A 23,699-nucleotide genomic window follows, 5' to 3' on the forward strand; every position below is an offset into this window, starting at 1 on the left:
AAGATATAGACGAGAAAGATCTAAATGACAATAAACTAGGAAGCTCATGTAAAAATAAAAACTTACAAATATTTCCTAAGTGGTTAAAAATTACAGACTCACAAATAAAATTAAAAGCAAAAAAGTAAAATTCTTTCTATTATACATGTATTTATACGGGAAATATTTTAAAAATACAAATCATATTACAGGAGTAATAAAAATTAATAGAAATATTACAAGTCTAATAATTAAAAAAATAATTAAAGAGAATGTAAAAATATATTTAATAGATAAATAATATCAAAATTAGGTTCTTGTATTTTTATCTATGGAGAAAAGATTTCATAAAAATTAAAGAGTTTTACAAAAATAAAAAAATAGGCCAGGAAACCAGAGAGAATCACAATATAGAATCATAAAAATAAAAAAATCAAAAATTTTCTTTTGAAGAAAAATTGTATAAAATAAATACAAAAAATATACTTATATAATACATATATAAATATTTAAAAATAAGTAAATATAGGAAAGCGCTATATTTAGGGAAAGTTACAAAAGTATTACATAAGAAACATTGATAATAAGACATGAATAAAAAATAAAGATTCTTCGAGAGTATTCAAGAAAGACCAAAACAAGCCATTGGCGAAGGATAATTTACAAAATAGGTATTGATATCTTTTTATTCTTGTATTAGAATGTATATATCATTACTAGAGAGTTACATATTTCCTAGTAAAGACTTATTACTGATTAAGAGATAGGAGAAAGAAAATGGATAATATTTTTAAAAGATTTACGTGCCTATTCTTGGCATTATTAATGATATTGGAGGTATTTAGTCCAGTCACAGCACTGGCTGCAGGATTAGTAGATGATACCAATTATGAAAACTCAAATTCAAATAAGATTGAGAAAAAGATTTCCGACGAACTATTTAATAAGCCGGCCGAGAAGACCAGTCAGAAGGATACTAGGAAGACTAATTCAAATAAGAAAGAAGAAGTACATAAAAATTCTTCTAACAAGCCTAAAGAAACAGGCAAGGCTCCTGAACTAATACCGGCTAAGAAAACAAAGAACGATTACGAATTCTTTGAAAACACAAAGAAGAATGAACCGGACCAAGCCAAGGCTAAAGAAAAAGCAAAGGCAGAAGCAGAAGCAAAAGCTGCAGAAGAAGCAAAGGCAAAAGAAGAACAAGCTGCAAAAGAAAATGCAGAACTTGAAAAACAAAAACAAGAGCTTTTGAGAATCGAAGCAGAAAAACAAGCACAAGCAGCAAGAGCCAACGAAGCCGAAGCCGCAGCAGCCGAAGCAGAATATAGGGACGCTCGCCAAAAGAGAATCGAGCTAGAAAAGCTATTAGAAGAAAAGTTAAAAGAAAAGGGTCTAAGGGACCAACAAAAACAAGAATCAGAAAAAAGTCTAAACCAGGAAAAATCAAATAAATTAGAAGATAAAAATAAGACAGAAGATCTTACAGAAGATGAAGAAGAAAAAGGTCTACTAGAAAAAATCAAAGAAGGCCTTGGACTTACAGACCTACAAAAAGCAGACAAAGAACTTAAAAAAGCACTTAAAAACAAAGATAACGGTCTAGAAGAAATTCAAGCCCTACTTGATACTTTCGAAGATAAGTACGACTTGTCAAGAGAAGACCAAGCCAAACTGATGGCAGATAACGAAGAAGCCTTCCAAGAACTTATTGAAAGAGATAGGGAAGAAAACTTCAGGTCAGATATGTTGATGGCTAATCCTGTTGGAGCAAGCCCGGAAGAATTAGAAAATAAAAAGTTCACGATCAGGACTAGACTTGATACATCAACTATTACTGGAGCAATTCAACCAGGACAATTTTTTGAAATCAAGCTAGACCCAAGACTTACTGTTAAAACAGGTACTATTCTTCCAAACATTGTAAACGATGGAACAGTATTAGCGAAACCTGAGTACAACGAAAGTACGAATACAATTAAATATACAGTTGAAAACCCTATAGCAAAAGACCTACAAATTCCTATAGTCATAGATGTCGACTATAATGTTAACAAAATAAAAGAACTAGACAAAATAAAAGACACTCACCCTATTAACAATTCTATTTCTGGACTAGGCGTAGTTAGACCAGTAAAACTTCCAGAAGTAATGGTTAATAATAATGGTGACATAGTAAATGGAATTTCAGAAGAAGGCGGACATGAAGTTCTACAAATAGTAGAACCAGGGTCTGACTATAAGGTTTACATGGATGCTCATGGAACTCCCGTTGTAAAAGATGGAAAACTTGTAGCAGTAAATTGGTCAGTTACATTTACATCAACTAAAGACTTATTAGCTTTGGGTCTATCTTCAAACGCTACTACTGTTAAAGGATCTGGTCTAGGAGATTTTAGCGACCTATTATTAAATGGTGATGAGCTTAGAACTGAGGCAGATGGCCTAACAAAAAATGAAATTGAAGGTCAGCTTGGTATAGTAGCATCTAAAAACCATACTTTGAATAAATCTTTAAGAGAGGTTCGCTACACATTTGAAACAGAGATAACCAATCCTCAAGAAAAATATGCCCTAGACCTATCAGTTGCTCTTTTAAATAAGAAGAAAACAGGAGCAGTAAGACTAGTTTATGACGCAGCAGATAACAAGTCTTATATGGAAGATACAACTTCTAAGCGTGTGGGCGTTAACAATAGAACAACAATTATGGGTGAATTTTCATCTGATACAACAGCTAAATGGACTGTAACAGACCAAGTGTCAACAGGTGATAACACTAAAAAAGTAGACCCTGTTATAGGCTTTCCTTTAGCTACAAGAGAGTTGACAGGAGATCAAACCTTAGCATCAGCAAAGATGGCTGTTTATAGACTTAACCCAGGTGATGGTAAGATGGAGGTCATAATAGGAGAGACAGACCTTAATAAAACAATTCCAGCAAAGGGAAAAAATCCATCAGACCAACAATTTCCAGGTAGAATTGCAGTTTACGAATTTAACACAGATATAACAGATTCAGAAGCCGGCTATTCACTTTCAGGTGTTAACATCAACAAATACCAACCAATAAAGATAAAACAAACTTGGTCTGGTATTGATAGCACTCAAACAATGCCTAAACAAACCATAGAAGTTAAAGATGCTAATGGAAATCCTTTATCAAGTCCAATAACAGTTGATGAAGGAGAAATAGGTAAAGCTGATAGAAACTTTGATATCCCAGCTGTTAAAACATGGACAATAGGAAACGATGGATCAGAAACAAAGATTACTCCAAATATAATTCAAACTTTCCCAGAAGGACCAACTATAGATGAAACAAAATATTCTTACAAGGAAAAGTATAACTACTATTCCCTAGAAGATGGAGCATATAATCTTTATAATGTTATGACAGAATCTACAGATGAAACAGATTCCTCATTTACTATTATAAAAACAGATAGCAAGGATCCTAATAAGAAACTTGCAGGAGCAGAATTTACACTTCAAAGCCCAAGAGAAACTTTAAAACTACAAACAGACGCTAATGGACAAATAAACTTTAAAAACATAAGTCCAGGAACTTATAACTTAATAGAAAACAAAGCACCTGCTGGATACAAATTAGACCAAGAGCCTAAACAAATCACAGTCCACAATGATGGTACTGTATCAGTATCGGGAAATAATATTTCTATGCAAGGTGGAAAAGTAGCCACAGTTCTTACAAGACACAACTACTACCCATCATATCCATCCTACATGAATGCAATGCACTATGGTAGCATTGATGAAAAGGGAAATGTAGAATTTTATATCTATCTAAAACCAGAAGCAAATAGCTATGGTGGAAGTACAGATAAAGACACAAGACTAAATCTTAACCTAGCAGGTGGAGGAAAAATTGACACTGTAGAAGTTCTAGATGTAGCCCCTGGAGATAGATACACTACTAGAAACATAATGCAAAAGCAGACTGCGGGCACATATAAGGGAAATGAAGTTCTAAACAAAGATCACGCTAATAAAATTATAGGACAAGACAAAGTAGTAGATTCTTACACAGGTAAAACTGGTTACCAAATCAAATTCCCAGCTTCAAGATTTGGAAATGATTGGGGATTCTTGGTAAAAGTAAAGGCAACTGGTGGTACTAGCACAAGTGCGGTATCCTATGACTGGTTGACAGATAATTCAAGTGTTGCAAATGAAGCTAAGATGCAAGAAATAATTGGTCTGTCAACTAAAAACTCATCAGATTCTACAGGAGAAAACCCTACAAGTGATATAACAAGGATTACTATTACCAACGAAGCATTTCAAAAATCACCAATAGAACTTACTAAGCTTGATGAAAATAAAGTTGACGGCCTAAGTGGTGCAACATTTACCCTAAAGGATTCAAATGGAAATCCAATAATTGACGTTCAGTCACAAGCTGAAGGTGAAGGAAAAACTAAGGGACTTGTATCCTTTGGTCATCAAGCTCCAGGTAACTATACTATAGAAGAAAAGAAAGCGCCTAAAGGATACAAAAATTCAAATGTTGTATTTGATGTAAATGTATCTGAAGATGGCAAGGTAACTTACAAGGCAAGATTCAAAGATGGTAATGGTACACCAATAAATGGTGTAGACTATATCCTAGAAGATGTAGAGGTAGGACAAGATACTACTAATTACAATGTAACAGTTCTTAACCAAAGCATGAAGCTACAAGAAAAACAAACACAACCAGATGATGGCCGTCTTGGATGGCAAGAGGGCATTTGGGAAGCCTATGGTATAGAATCTTACAAATATAATGGTACTTATACTATTGGCAATGTTGTTAAAGGTGGAAGGTTCAAAATCCAATTTGATACTAACCTAGACTTCAAGAGATATGTCTACGAAATACCAGACCTTAAAGATGGTGATGGCAATTTACTTGCAAAACCATACTTTAACTACGACACTAATCTTTTGACCTATGTTTTTGTAAAAGATGCAACTGATGTGAGTGCGTCATTGGAAATTGTAGGTATTATCCCAGACAAGTACTATGCGACTCAAACAAACAAGACAAATGGTTATGATTTTAAGATAACAGTAGATCCAGACGATCCAAATGCAGCAACTAGCAATAAGACATTAAACTTTAATGTAAAGACTGACTACTATGCTTATGACTCCCAAGGTGGAGGCGGACCACTAACAAGTGAATATATAACAGACATTTATAAGGGTGACGATGGAGAAATCTACATGAAGGCTGTTTCTTATTACAACCCAACTAATTTGTCTAGTGGACCAAGAAAAGTTAGACTTGACTGGTTGTCGATGAAAAAACCAAGACCAGGTCTAGAATACTATCGTGCAGATGGATATCCAGCCTTTGGATTTGATGACCTAAAAGTATACAAGGTATATGGCGACCAAAATAGAAAACAAAATCTAATGCCATTATCCTATGGTATAAGACCAGAACAAGATACTTTTGATTATATTAGAGTTTATTCGAAATCAAATGTAGATCCACAAAAAGGATTCTCAGAATCTGGTGGAGAAGTAAGGGTTACCTATAAACCTGAATATCTAAAATCATATGAGGGTTTGTTAGACTACGGTCATAGCAAGCACCCACTTGAAATAGACCTACCTAGAGTAAGTGGAAATGAAGGTTATGTAATAGTCCAAACCTTTAAGGTAACAGATAAACAGAGATTCAAAGACCTATGGTCAGGATACTATCTATCAAATGGCAGTAGACACACAGGCTCTTACCAAAAAGGTAACTATAACTGGGCAATAGGATCAGAAACGGGAAAAGAAATTCCTAAATTCTATTCCCAAAAAATTAAACTGATAAATAAAACTTACCAACCAGGCTCATTTAAAATCAAAAAGACCAATGAAGTTGATAATACTAATTTACCAGACGCAATTTTTGAATTAAAAAACAAAGAAGGTAAAATAATTAATAGGTACAGTGGTTCTGACGGCCTAGTAGAATTTAATGACTTAGAACCAGGAGTATATACACTACAAGAATCTAAAGCTCCAAATGGCTTTGTTAAGTCAAATAGAAGATGGCAAGTAATAGTATATGACACAGGAAATGTAGTTATAAATGAAGTAGGTGGAAGTGGAACAAGCTTCACAGGAAAAGACACTATAATAATACCTGTAAGCAATAAACCAAGTGGAGGAAACTTCAAAGTCTATAAGAAGGATTCCACTGGAAAAGCTCTTCCAGGAGCTAAGTTTACAATAAAAGGACAAGACGGCAATACTATTAATAAAGAAGCTACTTCTAACGAAAATGGTATCGTTGAATTTGAAGGCTTAACTCAAGGAACCTATATTATAGAAGAATCTCAAGCACCAGAAGGCTACAGAAAACTCGATAAAAAATGGGTTTTAGTAGTTGATGCTGAAGGCAACAAAAAAGTTTATAACTATAGAGAAAAATCCGATCAAACAATTGGTTCAATCCTAGAAAAAGAGAATGTTAACTGGGTTAACGTAGCAGGCAGAAGCCTTGATGGCTGGAATCTATATGATAATAGACGTACTGACTGGACTGGAAACTTCCCAACACCATTTAAAATGGGAACAAGAATAGTTGGTATCAATAAAACTGAAAAGTATGTTATCCAAAGATATGTCCTAAACCCAGAAGCAGAAAGTATGGGAAAAACAACTGCTACAATCCACAGAGAAAAAATAGAATATCCAAATATGGATTGGTATAAGGGTAATGCAAAAGCTGGAAAAGATTATCAAGTATTTAAACTAGATAAAGCTGTCACAGGTGAAATAGAAGATATTAGACTTGCTGACTACAAAGCAGAAAACATTACTAGTTTTGTAGAGGGATCAGCTAAGAAAGTAGCAGGTAGGTATGGAGAACCAGACAGACTAAGCCTAGATTTCCCAGCAACTAACAAACCAATAGTTGTAGATATTAAGGTACCATACAATGAAGACACTGGCGGCGTTGGTACAGGCATGGACTGGGTTGAAAATGGTACAACCTATTGGAAGTCTGACTACTACGAAAAAGTTAATATAATAAAAGAATCAGGACCAGTACTAGAACAGTCTACAGGTATCCAAGGTTCTTATATAGCTGATAACTCTTTAGACGTAACCAATGAATCAAAAACATTTGGATTCAAACTAAAGAAGGTTAAAGAAACTAATGCTGCACAAGCTATTCAAGGAGCAGAATTTAAGCTAACAGGTCCAGAACCTAGCGAGGATGAAAGATTCATGACAACAGGCTCTAATGGAATGATATCTTTCGACAAGCTAACACCAGGAACATATAAGTTAGAAGAAAATAAAGCAGCTCCAGGTTATGAACTAGCGAATAATGATTGGTCAGTTAGGATAACAGATGAAGGAAAAGTTTTCATCAAACAAATTGCTAAAACTGAGGACACAAATAATACTACTGGAGAAGAAAGAGCTGCACAACCAGCACTTGAACCAGTAGCTGCAAACACAATCCTAACAGTAGGAGACCCTAACTCAACTGAAGCACAACAAGTTAGAAATCTTAGACTTGCAAAGCAAATGCAAGGCCTAAGGTCAGCTCAATATGGATTAACTTCAAAAGCTGATGAAAAATCTCTTCTTAGATCACAAGCAGAAATAAATCAAGAATATATAAGACAAAATATAAATGCAGTATATGGAGAAAACAATCTTGAAAACCAATTAGCTGATGGAATGACTTTTGGTGAAATTGCAATGGTTGCTTACAACAGAGACTTTGCACTAGGAACAAATTCAGGATTAGAAATTTCTGACGATCCACTTCCAGAGGCTCAAAGAGCTAGTGGATGGCAAAAAGTAGATCCAAATAAATCTACAATAGCAAGCCACCAAGATGAAGATGGAATCCAAACTAAAATTACTAGAATCAATAAAGATACTAAGGAATTTACACAAGTATTCTTAATTGATGGAAGTAAGACATTAGGTAAAAAACCTATTATGCTAAACTACCACACAGCTAATGGCACTTCAATAACTCCTAAGAATATCCGAGTTTATAAAGTTAAAAATGCTTCAACTATAGATAACTTACAAGCTAATGGAGCTGATATAAATCATAACGGACCTTTTGGTGACAACTACTACACAGGTAATACTATAAATTTCCCTTGGAGTACTGATAAGTATGCTGTTGAATTCACTGTAGACTACACTGACAACTCAAATTTAGGTTTAGAAGCTTATTATTTATACGACAGGCAAAAAAATCCACCTCTATCTTATTGGAAATATGCTACAGCAAACGAGTCTTACAACAGCGCAAATAAAATCAACTACAAACACCTAATTACAATCAAACAATCAACAGGTGGTAGTGTAACTGCTCCACAATATGGAGAAACTGGAAAAGAAATCAGCCTAAATATAGTACCTGACCCTGGATACGAATGGACAGGCAATAAAATTACTGATAAAGATGGAAATGTAATAGCACAAGATGTATTTAGCTTTAGAATGCCAGATAAGGATGTAATAGTAACAAATACTTTTGAGAAATTAAATACCGATGTGACAATCTACTTTAATGCCGGTAATGGTGGATCAGGAACAATGCAAAGTCAAACTGTTCCACAAGGCGATTACAAACTACCAAGTCCTACATTCACAGCACCAGCTGGAAAAGAATTTAAAGCTTGGTCAGTAGGTGGAAAAGAATATCAACCAGGAGATACTATCCAAGTAAGTGCTAATACAACACTTACAGCACTTTGGAAAGACAAAGCAATTTCCGGTTATAAAATAACCATTGACCCTAATATTCAAAATGGTAAGGTAACAAGTAATAAATCTTCAGCAGTAACTGGTGAACAGTTTACATTGACTATAAGGCCAGAACCTGGATATAAATTAAACCAACTATTAATAGGTGGATGGGATTTCACACAAAGAGTAGTTAACAATCAAGCAACATTTACCGTTAGGGATCAGGATATAGATGTCTCAGCAACTTTTGTTAGAGATCCATATAAATCAATCATAAGCTTCGATCCAAATGGTGGATCTGGTGTAATGAAGAACCAAGAAGTATATAATGGCTATCAATACAGAATACCAAATTGTGAATTTACTCCTCCAGCTGGAAAAGAGTTTTTAAGATGGACAATAAAAGGATATCAGGGTGTATACCTACCTGGAGGATTTATTAAAATTGGTGGAGACTACACATTTGTAGCTCAATGGAAGGATGCTCCAGTAAATCTTGAGAGTATAAAAGTTAATAGTTTAAACCACAAGACAACTTACAAAGTTGGTGAAGGATTAGATGTAACAAACCTTACAATCGAAGCAACGATGTCTAATGGTACTAAACAAACAATTGCTGTAAACCCTGGTATGGTAACAGGATTTAGTTCAGCAAAAGAAGCACAAGATATGCCACTTACCATAACATATGGTGGCAAAACAACGACTTATAATGTAAATATTGTTAAGCCTGAACCAGACGCTTTTGATATAAACATTATAAGTTCAAACAATGGTAAAGTTGAAGCTGACAAGCTAACTGCAAAAGCAGGAGAAGAAGTTACTCTTACAGCTACAGCCAATGAGGGATATACATTCTACTCATATACTGTTACAGATGCAAGTGGTAACCCTATAACAGTTACAGACAACAAGTTTACTATGCCTAAATCAGTAGTAAATGTTTCTGCAAACTTTATTCAAGATGGTGGAACAAAACCTGGCGAGGATGAAATTGAAATTCCAGAAGGAAAATTTGCATTAATTACCAACCCACAAACAGGTATCGAACTTAAAATCTATAAGAAGAACAATGCTGATATAGGTCTAATTGGTGCAGAATTTGAATTAAAGAAAGATGACGGAACAGATACGATAATTGCAAAAGCAGTATCCGATGAAAATGGTAATGTAGTATTTGTTGACGAAAACAATAAACCTATCAAGCTACAAGTTGGTAATTACCTATTAACAGAAACTAAGTCGCCAGCTGGTTACAAAAAACCTGCAGCACCTTGGAAACTACAAGTAGTAGAAGAAAGAGGACAACTTGTTATTAAAGAAAGTGGTCCAAAACACACATCTACTTCATATCTATCATCTGAAGGGGCAAAGGCAGGAGATAATACTAGTTCAACTGATGCAATTAAATATAAGTCAATAATTAAAAATATTGACCCTGTTAATAAGACTTTCGTCCAAAGAATCTATATAGATACTAGAGGATACAAAGGTGCTGACAAGATAAACGTCCAAATAACTCCTACAACAAAGAGAGAAGAAATTGATACACCTTCACAACCTCCAAAGACAACAAGTGGTGGTGTAAAGACTGCTTATAGGACAACTTATAAAGTTGCAAACCCAGCAGACAACTTAACCCCTGATGATGTTCTAAAAGATTATGACTTAAGAAAATCCAATGTATCAGTTGTTAACACTGCAAGGTGGAGACCATTTGACTGGGGCTTTGACGAAGACCAAATCAACCTATCAAATGATGGAGTTTACTTCATAGATATTGAAGGATTCTACGACGACAACATAGTTGACCTAAAGGAAATAGAACTTAAGGTAGACTTCTATGCAGGAGAATGGGTATTTGCTCAAAGAACTTATAAAAATGGAAAATTAGGTTGGAAGGTTGATAAGGACATTGGAAACACAGGCGGTCTCCAAACTAAGAGAGACGCAGCTTACCAACAAGGTATGGAAGCCCTATACGCTTATTATTCAAGTATTTATGGAGAAGCAGAAGCTAAGAAATGGTTCTATGGTAATTCTGACGAGCAAAAATATGATGTTTGGTTAAGAAAAGGTGCCACAATAGCAGGTAATTATTACGATGCAGGCCGCATTGTACTAGCATCAAATGTTGATAACTCAAATATCAAAAATGCCACACCAATCCAAACTTCATATACTAAGGCGAATATTAAAGACTTGTATTCTTCAGATAGTATAAAGACAATTCCTCAAGATGGAATGACAATAACTAACGAAGATGAAACTTATAATATTACTTTCTCTAAGCACGCCAAACTAAAAACAGATGGAACAGAAGAAGACTACAATAACAACAGACTTGAAGGTGCTGTATTTAAGCTACAAAAGAGAGAAGGTTCCTTCTGGTATGATCTAGATGAATCTTATGTAGCATCAGCCTTCAATGGTTACTTTGGATTTAGAAGACTAGAACCAGGTCGTTACAGACTATTAGAAGTAACACCACCAATAGGCTACAAGCCAATTGAAGGAGAACTTCTACAATTTACAATCAAACAAATTGATACAAGGTCTGGAAAAATCATAAATCCAAAGACTAAAAAGGAAGTAGCGTTAACTGAATTAACAATAATAGACCCATACAATGAAGAAAAAATAGAACTTAATAATGCTAAGGCTAAGATAAAAGGCGATCCAGATAATAAAGTCTATAATTTTAGCGAATTAGTAAATACAGATAAGTTCAACATGGATACTTGTATGATTCTAAGTGAAGTTAAAGATAAAGATGGAAATCCAAAGGAAATACCACTAAAGACTGCAAACTTTATAGACCCAGAATCAAATGAACCAATGGGTAGAATTATTGCAGGTGCCCAAGGTTATATAACCCTAGAATACAAAGAAGGCGGTTATGTAGCAGAATATGGTAAAGCAGGATCATCAGGTGGTTCACTAGTTGACTATGTAACAGCAGCAACAGCTAAGAACATGGGTAAGATATTGAACGAAAAACCTGGTAAAGGTAAAGTCACTATCAAAAAAATTGACGAAAACGGAAATGCTTTAGGAGCAACTGCAGATGCTAGTGGAGAATTGACAGTTGGAGCTAAATTCCAAGCTATCAGGACTAGTGGTAAGAAGGATAAAGACGGAAATCCTGTAAAAGATGCAGTTTATGAAGGTACTGTAAATGAAAAGGGTGTACTTGTAATAGACGGTCTTCCAGTTGGTAACTACGAACTAAGAGAAGTAGAAAATCCATCTGGTCATATCAACACTGGCCAAGTATGGCACTTCACAGTTGGTGGTAAGGACCTAGACCCATATTCTGGAGACATAGCAAGGACAGGTCAAAACTTAACAGATAATATTACTCTAAGCAAATCTGAACTTAAAGTTGTTAGACCAGACCCAGATGATGCAAAAGTAACATCATCAGAAGGAAATAGTGTAGTCAGACCTCACGTTGGACAAAGTTTGGAATTTGATAACGAATTTAAACTTGATCCAAATATTGAGATAAAACCTGGAGACTACTTCGTACTAAAACTATCTGACAATATGGACCTTGTAGGTATTAGAACAGATGAGGTAGGAAACATGGACCTCTTTGCAGACGGTGTCGGTACAATAGCCAAGGCAGACTATGACAAAGAAGCAGGAACAATAACTTACACATTCACAAAATATGCTGAGCAATATAAGTTATTGAGCTTTGAAAACAAGATTACCGCTCATATAACATTGGATAAGGTTAAGACATCAGGAAATCAATATGTTGGAGTAGGACTTGGAAATAATAAGGACAACTATAAAAATATAGAAGTAAAATATGTTGTCGATACAATTGAAAGAACAGATTACACTAACTATATTAATATGGCATCTAAGCTTTACCATTACAATCCAAAAACAGGTGAGTTCGTCCATTACTTCTATGTAAATAGAGATGGAAAGTACAACGGTAAAGATTTATACTTCAAATACACACCAAGTATAGATGTAAAAGACTTACAATTCACTTATTATAAACTAAGGGATAATAGTGATTATGCAATAGCTCAAAGTATGCCAGAGTCTTTCGCAGTTAATGAAGACAGTCCAAACTTAAGAAGAGTTGGCGGTATGCCACCAACTGATATAAGGGCTAATGAATCAACAAAAGAACAGCAAATAGGAAAACTAGACCCATATGGTCCAATGATTATTAAAGTTACAGGTACTATGAATACTGAAAATCTATTATCTTATAATGGTATATCAGACATATACAATTACAATACTTTCTATAGTTATCAATATGGAAGATATATTACAGAGAAGTATCCAGGTGTATCTAGAACAGATTGGATTTTCGAATTCAAAAATGCAAATACAGCTTCTGCTGACTTAACTATCCAAGCAGTTAACCCATCTAATAGGATTCAGTTCAAGAAAGTTGACCCATATGGTCAATTAATTAAAGATAAAGATGGAAAGCTATTAACAGCATCCTTCTCCCTATTCAAGAATGGTGGTACAGTAGAAAAGCCAAACGATACTTGGACTCCTAAAGGAAATGCAAAATTTATTGACAAGGACGGAATTGTTCTTTACGAAAAACTTGAAGAGGGCTACTACAAGCTAGTAGAATCAAAAGCACCTGAAGGTTATATAAAACCAACAAAAGCAGTTGCCTACTTTAAAGTAGATAGTTCTGGAAAGATTTATCACAAAGTAACTGTTCCAACTCCAGATGGCAAGGGTACTGAAGAAATCTTCCAACCAGTTGACGGAACTATTCCAATCAACATTGTAAACAACAAACCATTCGAATTTGAAAAAGTAGATGGCGACGATAAATCTAAGAAGCTTAATGGTGCAGTATTCAAAGTTCTTTATAAAGAATCAAAAGATGGAAAATACACTGATTACAAAGTAGCCAATGCACAAGGCAAGAAGGAAACTATGAAAGTAACTTCTGGTGAAAATGGTAAATTTAGTCTAAACCTAACTAAAGACGGTTACTACGCACTTGAAGAGACTAAAGCTCCAGATGGCTATGGTAAATTCCCTGGATATATCAAGGAATTTAAGCTAGAAAATGGAAAACTTCAAGTTTTTGAAAAAGACCCATTAAAGGCAAGCAAGACTATTGGTGCAAATGGCATGATAACAAGTGAAATCCTTGAAGTGGATAAGGACAAGGGAACATTTAAGCAAAGACTTGTTATAAATCCAGGCAACAGTAAATGGACCTTTGACGAATATGATTCACACCTTAGACTTTTTGTAGAAGGTTGGAATGTTCAAGAAACTAATACTTCTAAACTTATTAAAGTAGCGGTTCTTGATAAGGATAAAACTATTAACGACTTGAAAGATGCTGACTTTAAGACAGTTACTCCAACTAATTACACTGTAACATCAACTACTAATCCACTTAAATACTCAATAAGAGAGATGTATGGAAGAACTAACTACACAAGAGATCAAGAAGGTAGAAGCAATTTATCTACAGATAAAACTCTAGTAGTAGAATTTACTGGAAAACTTAAAGAAAATGCAACAAGTCCAGTAAATCCAAAATCTGATGTATATATCAATGCTTTTGGTACAATGATTGACGAAGTAACAAATAGGCTTGATATAACGAACATATCAAGCAATGAAGGATCTTATATTGATTCTAAATCACCTATCCAAGTGGAAAACCGTAAGGCGGAATATCCTCTTACTGGTGGTAGGGGTACGTTGATATTTACTCTTGCTGGGCTTGTGCTTATGAGTGCGGCGGCTTATGTTTACAGCAGGAAGAGGGGTGTTTCTTATGATGAATAGTTATAGGGACACCAGGAAAAGTCTTCTTATGATGAATAGTTATAGGGACAAGAAGAAAAGTCCTCTTATGGCGAGTAGTTTTAAGGATGCCAGATCTAATCTTCTAAGGCTGAAATTTTATAGAAAATGTAAGGCGGAAACTTTTGTGACAGGGGGCCTCGTGGCCGACGAGAGAAGGTGGTTGTCCTATGATTAATAGTATTAAGGACAAGAAGAGGCACCCTCCGTAAAGTACTTGTGAAAAGTGCAAGTCAAAATCAATGTTAAATGAATAGAGAGTGGTGGAGGGAAGTCCGGTGGTCCACCCTCATAGATGAAAGGGCCACGCACCCACTCTCTCATTCATAATCATCTAATATTCAAAGAATAAAGTGATGGTTTATGAAAGAAAGAGAATCAATCAAAAATAATACAGTTGAAAAAGCAAATTATAATGAAAAGTACAAGAAAATTATTAATTTTATAATAAATTGCAGAATTTTTATATTTTTAACAAAGATATTAACAGCAATCAATGAACTTAACACTGGAGTTCCTTGCAAATTAGCTCATGACAAAGTGAAGGATTTAAAATATTACGACACGGATGAAATTTTAGAATATGTAACTGTAAATTACACGGATAGTAAAAATTTTAAAAACATTAATAAAGAAAAACTAGTAGAAGACTTAATATCATTCAAAACATATAAGGTTGACATTGAAGTAAGTTCGCAGAGTGTAGATCGCATTACTGGTTTTCTGTCAATTCTAGCAACAAGTGTTTCTATAATATTAGCCTATCTTCTTGCTGCACTTGAACATTCAACAGGGCAAGATTCGGGTTTTATAGTCAGAAATATAATTTTTCTTATTTTAATAATTATATTAATAGTTTTATTTTACTCTCCTGTAGTTGTAAGTATTTTTTTGAGAAACTCGAAACATAATAAGTTAAAGGTTATAAATCATGCTATTTATATTCTTGAAGCTATTAAGGAAGACATAGTTGAAGTTCCTGAAACTAGAAACTTCGATGTTAATGTTGACTATTTAATTGACAAAAAATCTGAAACTAGAGATTATGCTATTAAAGTTACAGAAATTTTAGATAATAAAAGTAAATGATTTATTGACTTAAATCAGTTTAGAACCTTTTAATTTAATAAGACAATTATAGTTTGTATATGATTAAGTGAATGATTTTGAACTCGTATTTAATTAGAGATTGAATTACAAAAAAGAGTGCAGTTTTTAATTGAGATACAGTTTAGAAACCGGGAGGTTAAAATGAAAATTAAAAGTGATATAAGAAAAGGTCTTAAAATTAATAAAGATGAATATTTATATGATTATATGAATGAAAAGAAATACTCTTTAAGTAAACAGGATTATAATGGAGATGAGCCAAAACCGGTGGATGAAACAATTGACCTTGAATATCTTGTCGAACAAGTTCAATGTGCTTACTTAGATAAAGCAGAGTATGAAATGGCGGGTTTGATAAACGATTTAAATCAATACAAAACAATAAAATATGATTTAGAACAAAAAATAAAGAAGAATAATTTATCAAATGATGATGAAATAAATAACAGACTTAGAACCATTGTTATTTTGATTCAAATACTTGAGTCTCTTAAAGAAGAGGCTTATATGCAAGCTATTGCAAAAACTATAAAAGATGAGATAGTTAAGCACATAGAAATTGAAGATTTAAAAAGATAAAAAGTCATCAGATAATATAGTAAAGTAAGACTGATTTTTATAATCAAATTAAAGGTAATAATTTGCGGAAGCAAATTTTTATAAAAAATTAATAACAAAGGAGTTATATTATGAACAAAAAGAAAATTTTATCACTAATCATGGCATTAGTGATGCTAGTGGGAGTATTTTCTCCACTAACAGCACTAGCAGCTGGCGGAACGACAAATCTTAAAATTCACAAAGTTGAACTTGACGATTTTGATGGCGTTACAGAAAAAGATCACAAGGGACAAGAATTGACTTTAGAACAACTTGGTGGAGAAGACTATTTCAATGGTAAAAACCCTAAATGGTTACAAGGTGTTAAATTCACTTATTGGAAAGTTACTACAGAACAATTAGCAGAAATTGAAAAGACTAATCCAAAAACTGTTGATCAAATGCAAGCTTTAATTGACGCAGAAGATAGTAAACTTTCTGGATTAGAAGGAACTGAAACTGCAGCTACAGATGAAAATGGTCTAGTTACTCTTTCTAATTTAGCAGATGGAACATATTATTTTGTAGAATCTGAAACACCAGAAAATCACACTGGTGCTATGGCTGTACCATTTAAGATAACACTACCTATTTATGATGATAATGGTGCAAAAATGGATGATGTTAATATTTATCCAAAGAATACAACTGATGAAAAAGATACAACTAAGGAACTAGACAAAGAAGCAAATGAAAATGAAACTCATAATGTTACAATTACTCAAAATGGAAAAGATGAGGTTTACACATTAGATAAAGGTGCAAAGGTACCTTATATTGTTAAGACTCCAATTCCTGCTGGTTCAAAAGAAATCATGCTAGCATGGTCAGATAGAATGAGTGAAGGACTAACTTATAATGAAGATGTTGTTTTAAGTGCAACTTATGGAGATAAAAATACAGACTTAGGACTAACAACTGATGATTATAAAGTTGAAAACTCTGATAATGGTTTTGTATTAAAACTTACTGATTCAGGTATTAAAAAAGTATTAGAAAAAACACTTAACAAAGGCGATGGCGTAAAGCTTATTGATGGAAAAACTGTATATAATAAAGTAGCTGACGAAGCAGCACAAAAAGTTGAATTTACTCTAAAATATTCAGCAACTCTTAATGGTTTAACTGGACCAGTAGACCCAGAAACCAACACTGTTTCTTTCCACTATGGAAATAAACCAGGATACACTCCACAACCAGGAGATAAAAACCCAATTCCAGAAAAAGATAAAACTGAAATCAAAGTAGACAAATCATTTGTTGGTGGAGATGGTACTGGTACAGAAACATGGCCAGAAAATATGACTATCACTCTTAAACTTGAAAAATGGGATCCTGAAACAAATAAATGGGAAGAAGTAGCAGGTAAAGCATTAACATTAGATTCAACTAACACTTCTGGAAAATTTGAAGGTCTAGATAAAAATGAAAAATATAGAGTTGTGGAACAAGAAGTAAAAGGTTGGGTACCTAACTATTCACATGATGAAAATGGTGATTTAGTAATCAAGAATAAGAAAAACCCTAACCCTAATCCAATTACTCCACCAGAAGTAACAGTAACATCTGGAGGATACAGATTTGTTAAGACTGATGACAACAATACAGATATTAATCGTCTAGTTGGTGGTAAATTCTTAATTGCTAATAATGATGGTAAATATCTATACTACAAGACAGCTGAACAAGCAGATGCTGATCAAACTGCTCTAAAGACTGCAGAAGAAGCTTTACAAACACTTGTAGATGAATATAATGCTTTAAGTGCTGAAGAACAAAAAGGTCAAACTGGAACAGATAAGAAAGCAGCAATTGATAAAAAAGCAACAGAAATCGCAGGATTAAAGAAAAAAGCTTCTATTCAATATGAATGGAAAGATGGATTTGGAACAAAAGATAAGCTTAATGATAATCTAGTTGTATTAACTCCAAACAGTGAAGGTTACATGGAAATAACTGGACTAGATTTTGGAGATTATAACTTACACGAAATTGTAGCACCAGAAGGATATGCAATTCCTGCTGATGGACAAAAATTCCCATTCACTGTTAATAAAGATTCTTACAATAATTTAACTTTAACAGGGGAAAATTCTACAATTGATTCAACAACAACTGATACAACTCAAGCTCAAAGATTAGTCAACAAGAAAGTAACTATCCCACAAACTGGTGGTATGGGTACTGTATTATTCACAATCGTTGGTATTTCTCTAATGGCTGGCGCTGTTGTTGCTATGAAGAGAAATAGAGAAGAAGCTTAATTTAATTAAGTAAGATATTTTGAGATACTTTTCTCAAAGAGGTTTAATTATTTAAATCTAATGGGAGGGGGGAACCCCTTCCTCTACATATTATGATAGAGGGGTAGAGATGAAGAAGAGAATTAAAGATTTAATAATTTTATACATGATGGTAACTATGGTCTTCCTACCTCTTAATGTTTTAGGAGCATCATCTGTTACCATCGATATTAAGACAAGGGAAAGTTTAAGCAAAGAGGACCTGGAAGGCAGGACTCTTGGTATTTGGAAAATCAATGACAAGTTTATTGATACTAATATGGATAAGACCAATCTTGTGACTATACTTGATAAGCTTAGTGAAGAAGAACTGGACAGACAACTTGCTAATAAGGCAGACAAGTGGATTGTAAGTCCTAAGGAAAAGGATGATTATAAGGTTACTCTTGATCTTGAGCCTGGAACTTATTATATCAGGGAGCTGGGGGACAAGGACCGCATTATTGAGTCTGCAGTTTTTAGTCCGGAAGAGACTAATATTGCCAAGTTAAAGTGGGGGCTAAAGGTTAGACCTACACCTCCACCACCACCTCCAGAAGAGCCACCTCATGAGCCACCGACTCCACCTAATTCTGTTCGTCTCTTTAAGTACAGTGACGAGGGAAGGGGTCTTGTTGGTGCCAAGTTCCAACTTCTTGATGAGGATGGTAATGTGGTGAAGACAAGGGCCTACACTATGGACCCTAAGGGGACTGAGGAGGTCTTTGAGACTGACAAGGATGGTTTTATTGTTATAAGGGATCTTGAGCCTGGGGTTTACTTCTTCAAGGAAATTGAGGCGCCTTTTGGTTATGAGATTGTGGATGAGATGAGTCAGTTCACTATCTTCGAAGGGCAAGCTGCCAAGCTAAGTGTCCTTAACAAGAAGAAACTTGGGTCTTATAATTTCTATAAGACTAATGAAAAGAGAGATGTGGGCCTTGGTGGTGCTGAGTTTGTCATCACACAAAAGGTCAAGGGTAAGGACCAAAGGGTTCAAAGGGATGGCAAGGATCTTGTTTTGAAGTCTGGAGATGACGGCAAGTTCTTTGTAAGAGACTTACCTTATGGTACTTATGAAATTTGGGAGACTAAGGCTCCTGATGGTTATACTCTTTTACAGGGTTCTTTAAAATTTGAGATTAATGACAATTCTTTTGAAAAAGTCCTAATTATAGAGAATACTACTAAGCCACCTATTCCAAAGACTGGGGATATTACCCTAATTGTGCTTGTGATTGCAGGTGCAATTATGATAGGATTGGGTAGGTTTATGATCAAGGACAAGAATTAAGAGGGGCTCCTTGGGAGCCTCTTTTTTATGGGTGAAAAGATGAGTAAAAAAAGGAAAAAATCTAATAAGTTATTTATTTTTATTTTTGTTTTGGGTCTGGGGATTCTTTCTTATCCCCTGATTTCTAATTGGTATTACAGGATTGAGGCCAACAACCAGGTTGCCGACTACAAGGAAGCCAGGGACCTCTTAAGTGATGAGGAAATCCAAAGAAGACTTAGGCTGGCTCAGATTTATAATGATAATCTGGGGAATGTGACTCCCAAGGACCCTTACAGTGAAGAGGAAAAGCACAAGGCCATAGAGAATTATGCTCAGATGTTAGAGCTTAGGACCAAGATTGGTACTGTCGAGGTGCCGTCTATTGATGTGGACCTGCCTATTTATGCTGGGACTAATGAGGAGATTTTGCAAAAGGGGGCTGGCCACTTGGAGGGAACTTCTCTTCCTATTGGTGGGGAGTCTTCTCACACTGTTATAACGGCTCACTCTGGTCTGCCTTCTGCTAGGCTCTTTACGGACCTGGAAAAGGTGGAGATGGGAGACAAGTTTTACATCAACTACATTGGTGGTGTTTTGGCCTATCAAGTGGACCACATTGATGTCATTGATCCTTCTGACTTTTCACAACTTCTCGTGGTGCCAGGCAAGGACTATGCAACGCTTCTTACTTGTACGCCAATTATGATCAACACTCACAGGCTTATTGTCCGTGGTCACAGGGTTCCTTATGTGCCTGAAGAGGACGACAAGGTGAGGGAAGATGTTGGCAAGAACTTAGATATTGATAAAAGACTTATCATTCTCTTAATTTTTGCTATAATAATCTTATTGAGGTTTATTCTTGATAGGAGAAGGAAGAAGAAGGCTGCCAAGAGGGAAGCTGATAGGCTAAGAAATATTGAGATGGCAAGGATGAAGGGCCAAGAGAATTCTAATGGGAATTCTAATGGGAATTCTAATGGGAATTCTAATGGGAATTCTAATGGGAATTCAAATGTGAATTCAAATGTGAATTCTAGTGATAATGCTAATGGTAATTTAAGTGATAAGAAGGGTGGCGGAGACCATGAAGGAAAAATTTAAAAGGAATTGGAAGATTATCCTCCTATTTATCACTGGTTTTTTGATTGCTTCTTATCCCATTATCTCCAACTGGTATTATACTGTGGAGAACAACAACCAAATTGTGGACTTCAAGGAAGCTGTTGATGAGATGAGTCAGGAAGAGATTGACGAGAGGATTGACCTGGCTCGTGCCTATAATGAAACCTTGGACCCATCTAAGCTGGCTGACCCCTACACTGACAGGGAGAAGAAGGGTGTGGAAAATTATGCCCGTATGCTAGAGGCCAGGGAGAAGATTGGTTATCTTGACGTGCCTAAGATCAACCAACAAATTCCAGTTTATGCTGGTACTTCTGAGGATGTCCTCCAAAAGGCCTGTGGTCACTTGGAGGGGACTTCTCTTCCTATTGGGGGCAAGTCTACCCACTCTGTTATCACTGCCCACAGGGGTCTTCCGCAAGTCAAGCTCTTTAGGGATCTTGACAAGATGGAAGTGGGAGATGTTTTCTACTACACTAACGTAAAGGAAACTCTCGCCTATCAGGTGGACCAAATTCTCGTTATTGAGCCGTGGAATTTTGATCCTGTCCTAGTTGTTGAGGGAAAGGATTATATGACTCTACTTACTTGTACGCCTTACATGATTAATTCTCACAGGCTCTTAGTTCGTGGTCACAGGATTCCTTATGTGCCAGAGGAAAAGGAAGAGGCTGAAGATAAGGCTAAGTTTAACTACAAGGACTTAATTGTGCCTGGTTTTGTTATTCTTCTTCTTATTATCATTATCTTTATTTATATTAGAAGACGCAGGAGGAGACGTTATGAAGGCTAAGTCAAGGGTCATAATTGGATATATCTTTATCTTGTTGGGGATATTTTTGCCCCTACTTGCCTTTACTTCCATGTCTTATAGGGAGCTAATGGCAGACAAGAATTATGCTTCCTTTAAGGCCAAGGATAGTCAAGTGACTGATGATTTGATTGATTACAACAAGGAGGTTGTCAAGGGGGAGAGCAATATTATTGACCCCTTTGACAATGAGGAATATGAGGGTGCTCACGATATCAAGGGAATTGACAAGGACGAGGTCTTTGCTTATCTCATTATCCCCAAGCTTGACATGAAGAAGCCGATTTATCTCGATGCCACTTATGACCATCTTGACTGGGGTGTGGCCCAAGTTGAGGGGACAAGTCTTCCCCTTGGTGGGATGTCAACTAGGTCTGTCATAGCCGGCCACAGAGGCTGGTGGGGTGACCTCATGTTTTACAATGTTGACAAGCTAGAGGTTGGAGATGAGATTTTAATTGACGGTCGCACAGGTCTGCTTGAATACAGGGTCACTGGGACTGATATAATTTCTCCTAGTGACTGGGAGTCTATCCTTCCAGTGGCAGGTAAGGACATGGTGACGCTTTTAACATGTCATCCAAAGAGGCCGCCAAGACCTAAGAGGCTACTTATTAATGCCGAGAGGGTTGAGGAGAAGAAGACTGAGGTCAAACCTGTGGTGGAAGATAAGACAGAAGTAAACTATTTAAAATATGGAATTTATGGAATTACTCTTGCTGGATGGATTGCCATGGTCCTAGTTTTTATTAGGATGGTGGGATATATTAGGTCTTCTAGGAGAAGGGCTAGGAGAAGATAGGAGTAGTTTGATGGGAAGAGCCTGGCAACAGCCAGGCTCTTTTTAATGATAAGAAAAACAGAGACGAGTCTCTGTTTTTCTGGTTTTCACAGCAAATGCGAGCTTTAGCGATGCATGAGCTGATGAAAAATCTTATCCAGCGAAGGAAGACGATGCGACCGAATAGGGAGCATTGTCGAGTGAGTCGGATATCTTGAAATAAATTAAATACAAAAACAAAAAGTAGTCTAAAACCATAAGGCTACTTTTTCTGGTTTTCATAGCAAATGCTAGCTTTAGCGACGCATGAGCTGATGAAAAATCTTATCCAGATATAATATAGGAACACAGATTTTTGACAAGCAAAAAGCTCTTGCCCGAATATCTCATTCCAAAAATTGATGTTTTCTAAATCTCGACCTTCTAAAATCGCAAACTCGCTATCGCTCAAACAATGCGATTTTGGGTGAAGGTCTTCGATTTGAAAACAAGGCAATTTTTTACATAGGATATTCTTGGCAAAGAGCTTTTTAATAAAAATTATCTTGATTTTAATTTCATGTGATATAAAATGCTTGTAAAGAGATGGGGGATGGTTCTGTGGCTGAATTAGTTATTGATATTGATGATGAAATTTTAGAAGAAGTTAATGAGGTGTGTCAGGACAAGGGTAACAGTATTGATGATTTAATAAATATTTTCCTTAAAGAAATTGTCCGTGATGGGAAGTTACCTGATGAGATCTTAGAAAATCTTTTTTATAGTGACAAGAATATTGAGTATCTTGAAAGAAAGTACAGGGAATACAAGGAAGGCAAGTTAAAATTTATAAATCATAAATAAAATTTCGTGAAAGCAAAAAGCTATGGGGTTATCCTCATAGCTTTTCTTAGTATGTTTTTGTTTTTACTTTTGTTTTTGCTTAGTTAATTTTTTAGATATGGAAGATTATTTTATTGTTCTTTAGAACTCTTTGGCCTTATAAAAATTCCGGTAATAATATTAAAAGATTAATAATTTTAAAAAAAATTATATTGGCTTGTTTAAGCCTTTTACCAAGATAAAAAGTGAGTAAAATTTTTAATTTTTTGATTATAAAATTATGTTGTAAATTATTGGTTTTTTTTATATAAATTCAAAAAACAATGTGTTAAAATCTAAAGGTCGCAAATA

The 23,699-nt window shown here is 35.1% G+C and carries 10 protein-coding genes; all 10 read left to right on the forward strand.

Going from position 1 to position 23,699, the window contains the following annotated elements:
• Positions 1-756: 756 nt before the first annotated feature.
• The 10 genes from I6I93_RS05865 (at position 757) to I6I93_RS05910 (ending at position 23,369) form a co-directional block, all read left to right on the forward strand.
• A complete protein-coding gene (locus tag I6I93_RS05865; RefSeq protein ID WP_146740967.1) occupies positions 757-14,523 on the forward strand; it encodes a SpaA isopeptide-forming pilin-related protein in 13,767 nt (4,588 codons plus the stop codon).
• Positions 14,513-14,719 (forward strand): hypothetical protein, encoded by a 207-nt coding sequence (locus I6I93_RS05870; protein WP_112889806.1) that lies wholly within the window; start codon positions 14,513-14,515, stop codon positions 14,717-14,719. The genes I6I93_RS05865 and I6I93_RS05870 overlap by 11 nt, the downstream gene beginning before the upstream one ends.
• Before the next feature lie 185 nt (positions 14,720-14,904).
• Positions 14,905-15,630: a hypothetical protein gene (locus I6I93_RS05875; RefSeq protein WP_112889807.1), complete on the forward strand. Its 726-nt coding sequence runs from the start codon at positions 14,905-14,907 to the stop codon at positions 15,628-15,630.
• A gap of 162 nt (positions 15,631-15,792) precedes the next feature.
• The gene (locus I6I93_RS05880) at positions 15,793-16,230 is read left to right on the forward strand and encodes a hypothetical protein (protein ID WP_112889808.1); all 438 of its coding nucleotides are present in this window, start codon (positions 15,793-15,795) and stop codon (positions 16,228-16,230) included.
• 110 nt (positions 16,231-16,340) lie between these two features.
• Entirely contained in the window at positions 16,341-18,515 is a 2,175-nt protein-coding gene (locus tag I6I93_RS05885) for a SpaH/EbpB family LPXTG-anchored major pilin (protein ID WP_112889809.1), read from the forward strand.
• 109 nt (positions 18,516-18,624) lie between these two features.
• Positions 18,625-19,827 carry an MSCRAMM family protein gene (locus I6I93_RS05890; RefSeq protein WP_112889810.1) on the forward strand — a complete coding sequence of 401 codons (1,203 nt, stop codon included), beginning with the start codon at positions 18,625-18,627 and terminating at the stop codon, positions 19,825-19,827.
• Positions 19,828-19,866: 39 nt separating this feature from the next.
• Positions 19,867-20,913, forward strand: coding sequence for a class C sortase (locus I6I93_RS05895; RefSeq protein WP_112890572.1), 1,047 nt, complete (start codon positions 19,867-19,869; stop codon positions 20,911-20,913).
• On the forward strand, positions 20,897-21,727 hold the full coding sequence (locus I6I93_RS05900; protein ID WP_112889811.1) for a class C sortase: 831 nt from the start codon (positions 20,897-20,899) through the stop codon (positions 21,725-21,727). Before I6I93_RS05895 ends, I6I93_RS05900 begins: the two co-directional genes overlap by 17 nt.
• Complete coding sequence (locus I6I93_RS05905; protein WP_112889812.1) at positions 21,717-22,547, forward strand: class C sortase; 831 nt, start codon at positions 21,717-21,719, stop codon at positions 22,545-22,547. The genes I6I93_RS05900 and I6I93_RS05905 overlap by 11 nt, the downstream gene beginning before the upstream one ends.
• 579 nt (positions 22,548-23,126) lie before the next feature.
• Entirely contained in the window at positions 23,127-23,369 is a 243-nt protein-coding gene (locus I6I93_RS05910) for a type II toxin-antitoxin system RelB/DinJ family antitoxin (RefSeq protein ID WP_172605465.1), read from the forward strand.
• The last annotated feature ends 330 nt before the right edge of the window (positions 23,370-23,699 follow it).

Source organism: Peptoniphilus harei (genome assembly GCF_016726485.1).
In the GTDB taxonomy this organism is placed as follows: domain Bacteria; phylum Bacillota; class Clostridia; order Tissierellales; family Peptoniphilaceae; genus Peptoniphilus_A; species Peptoniphilus_A harei.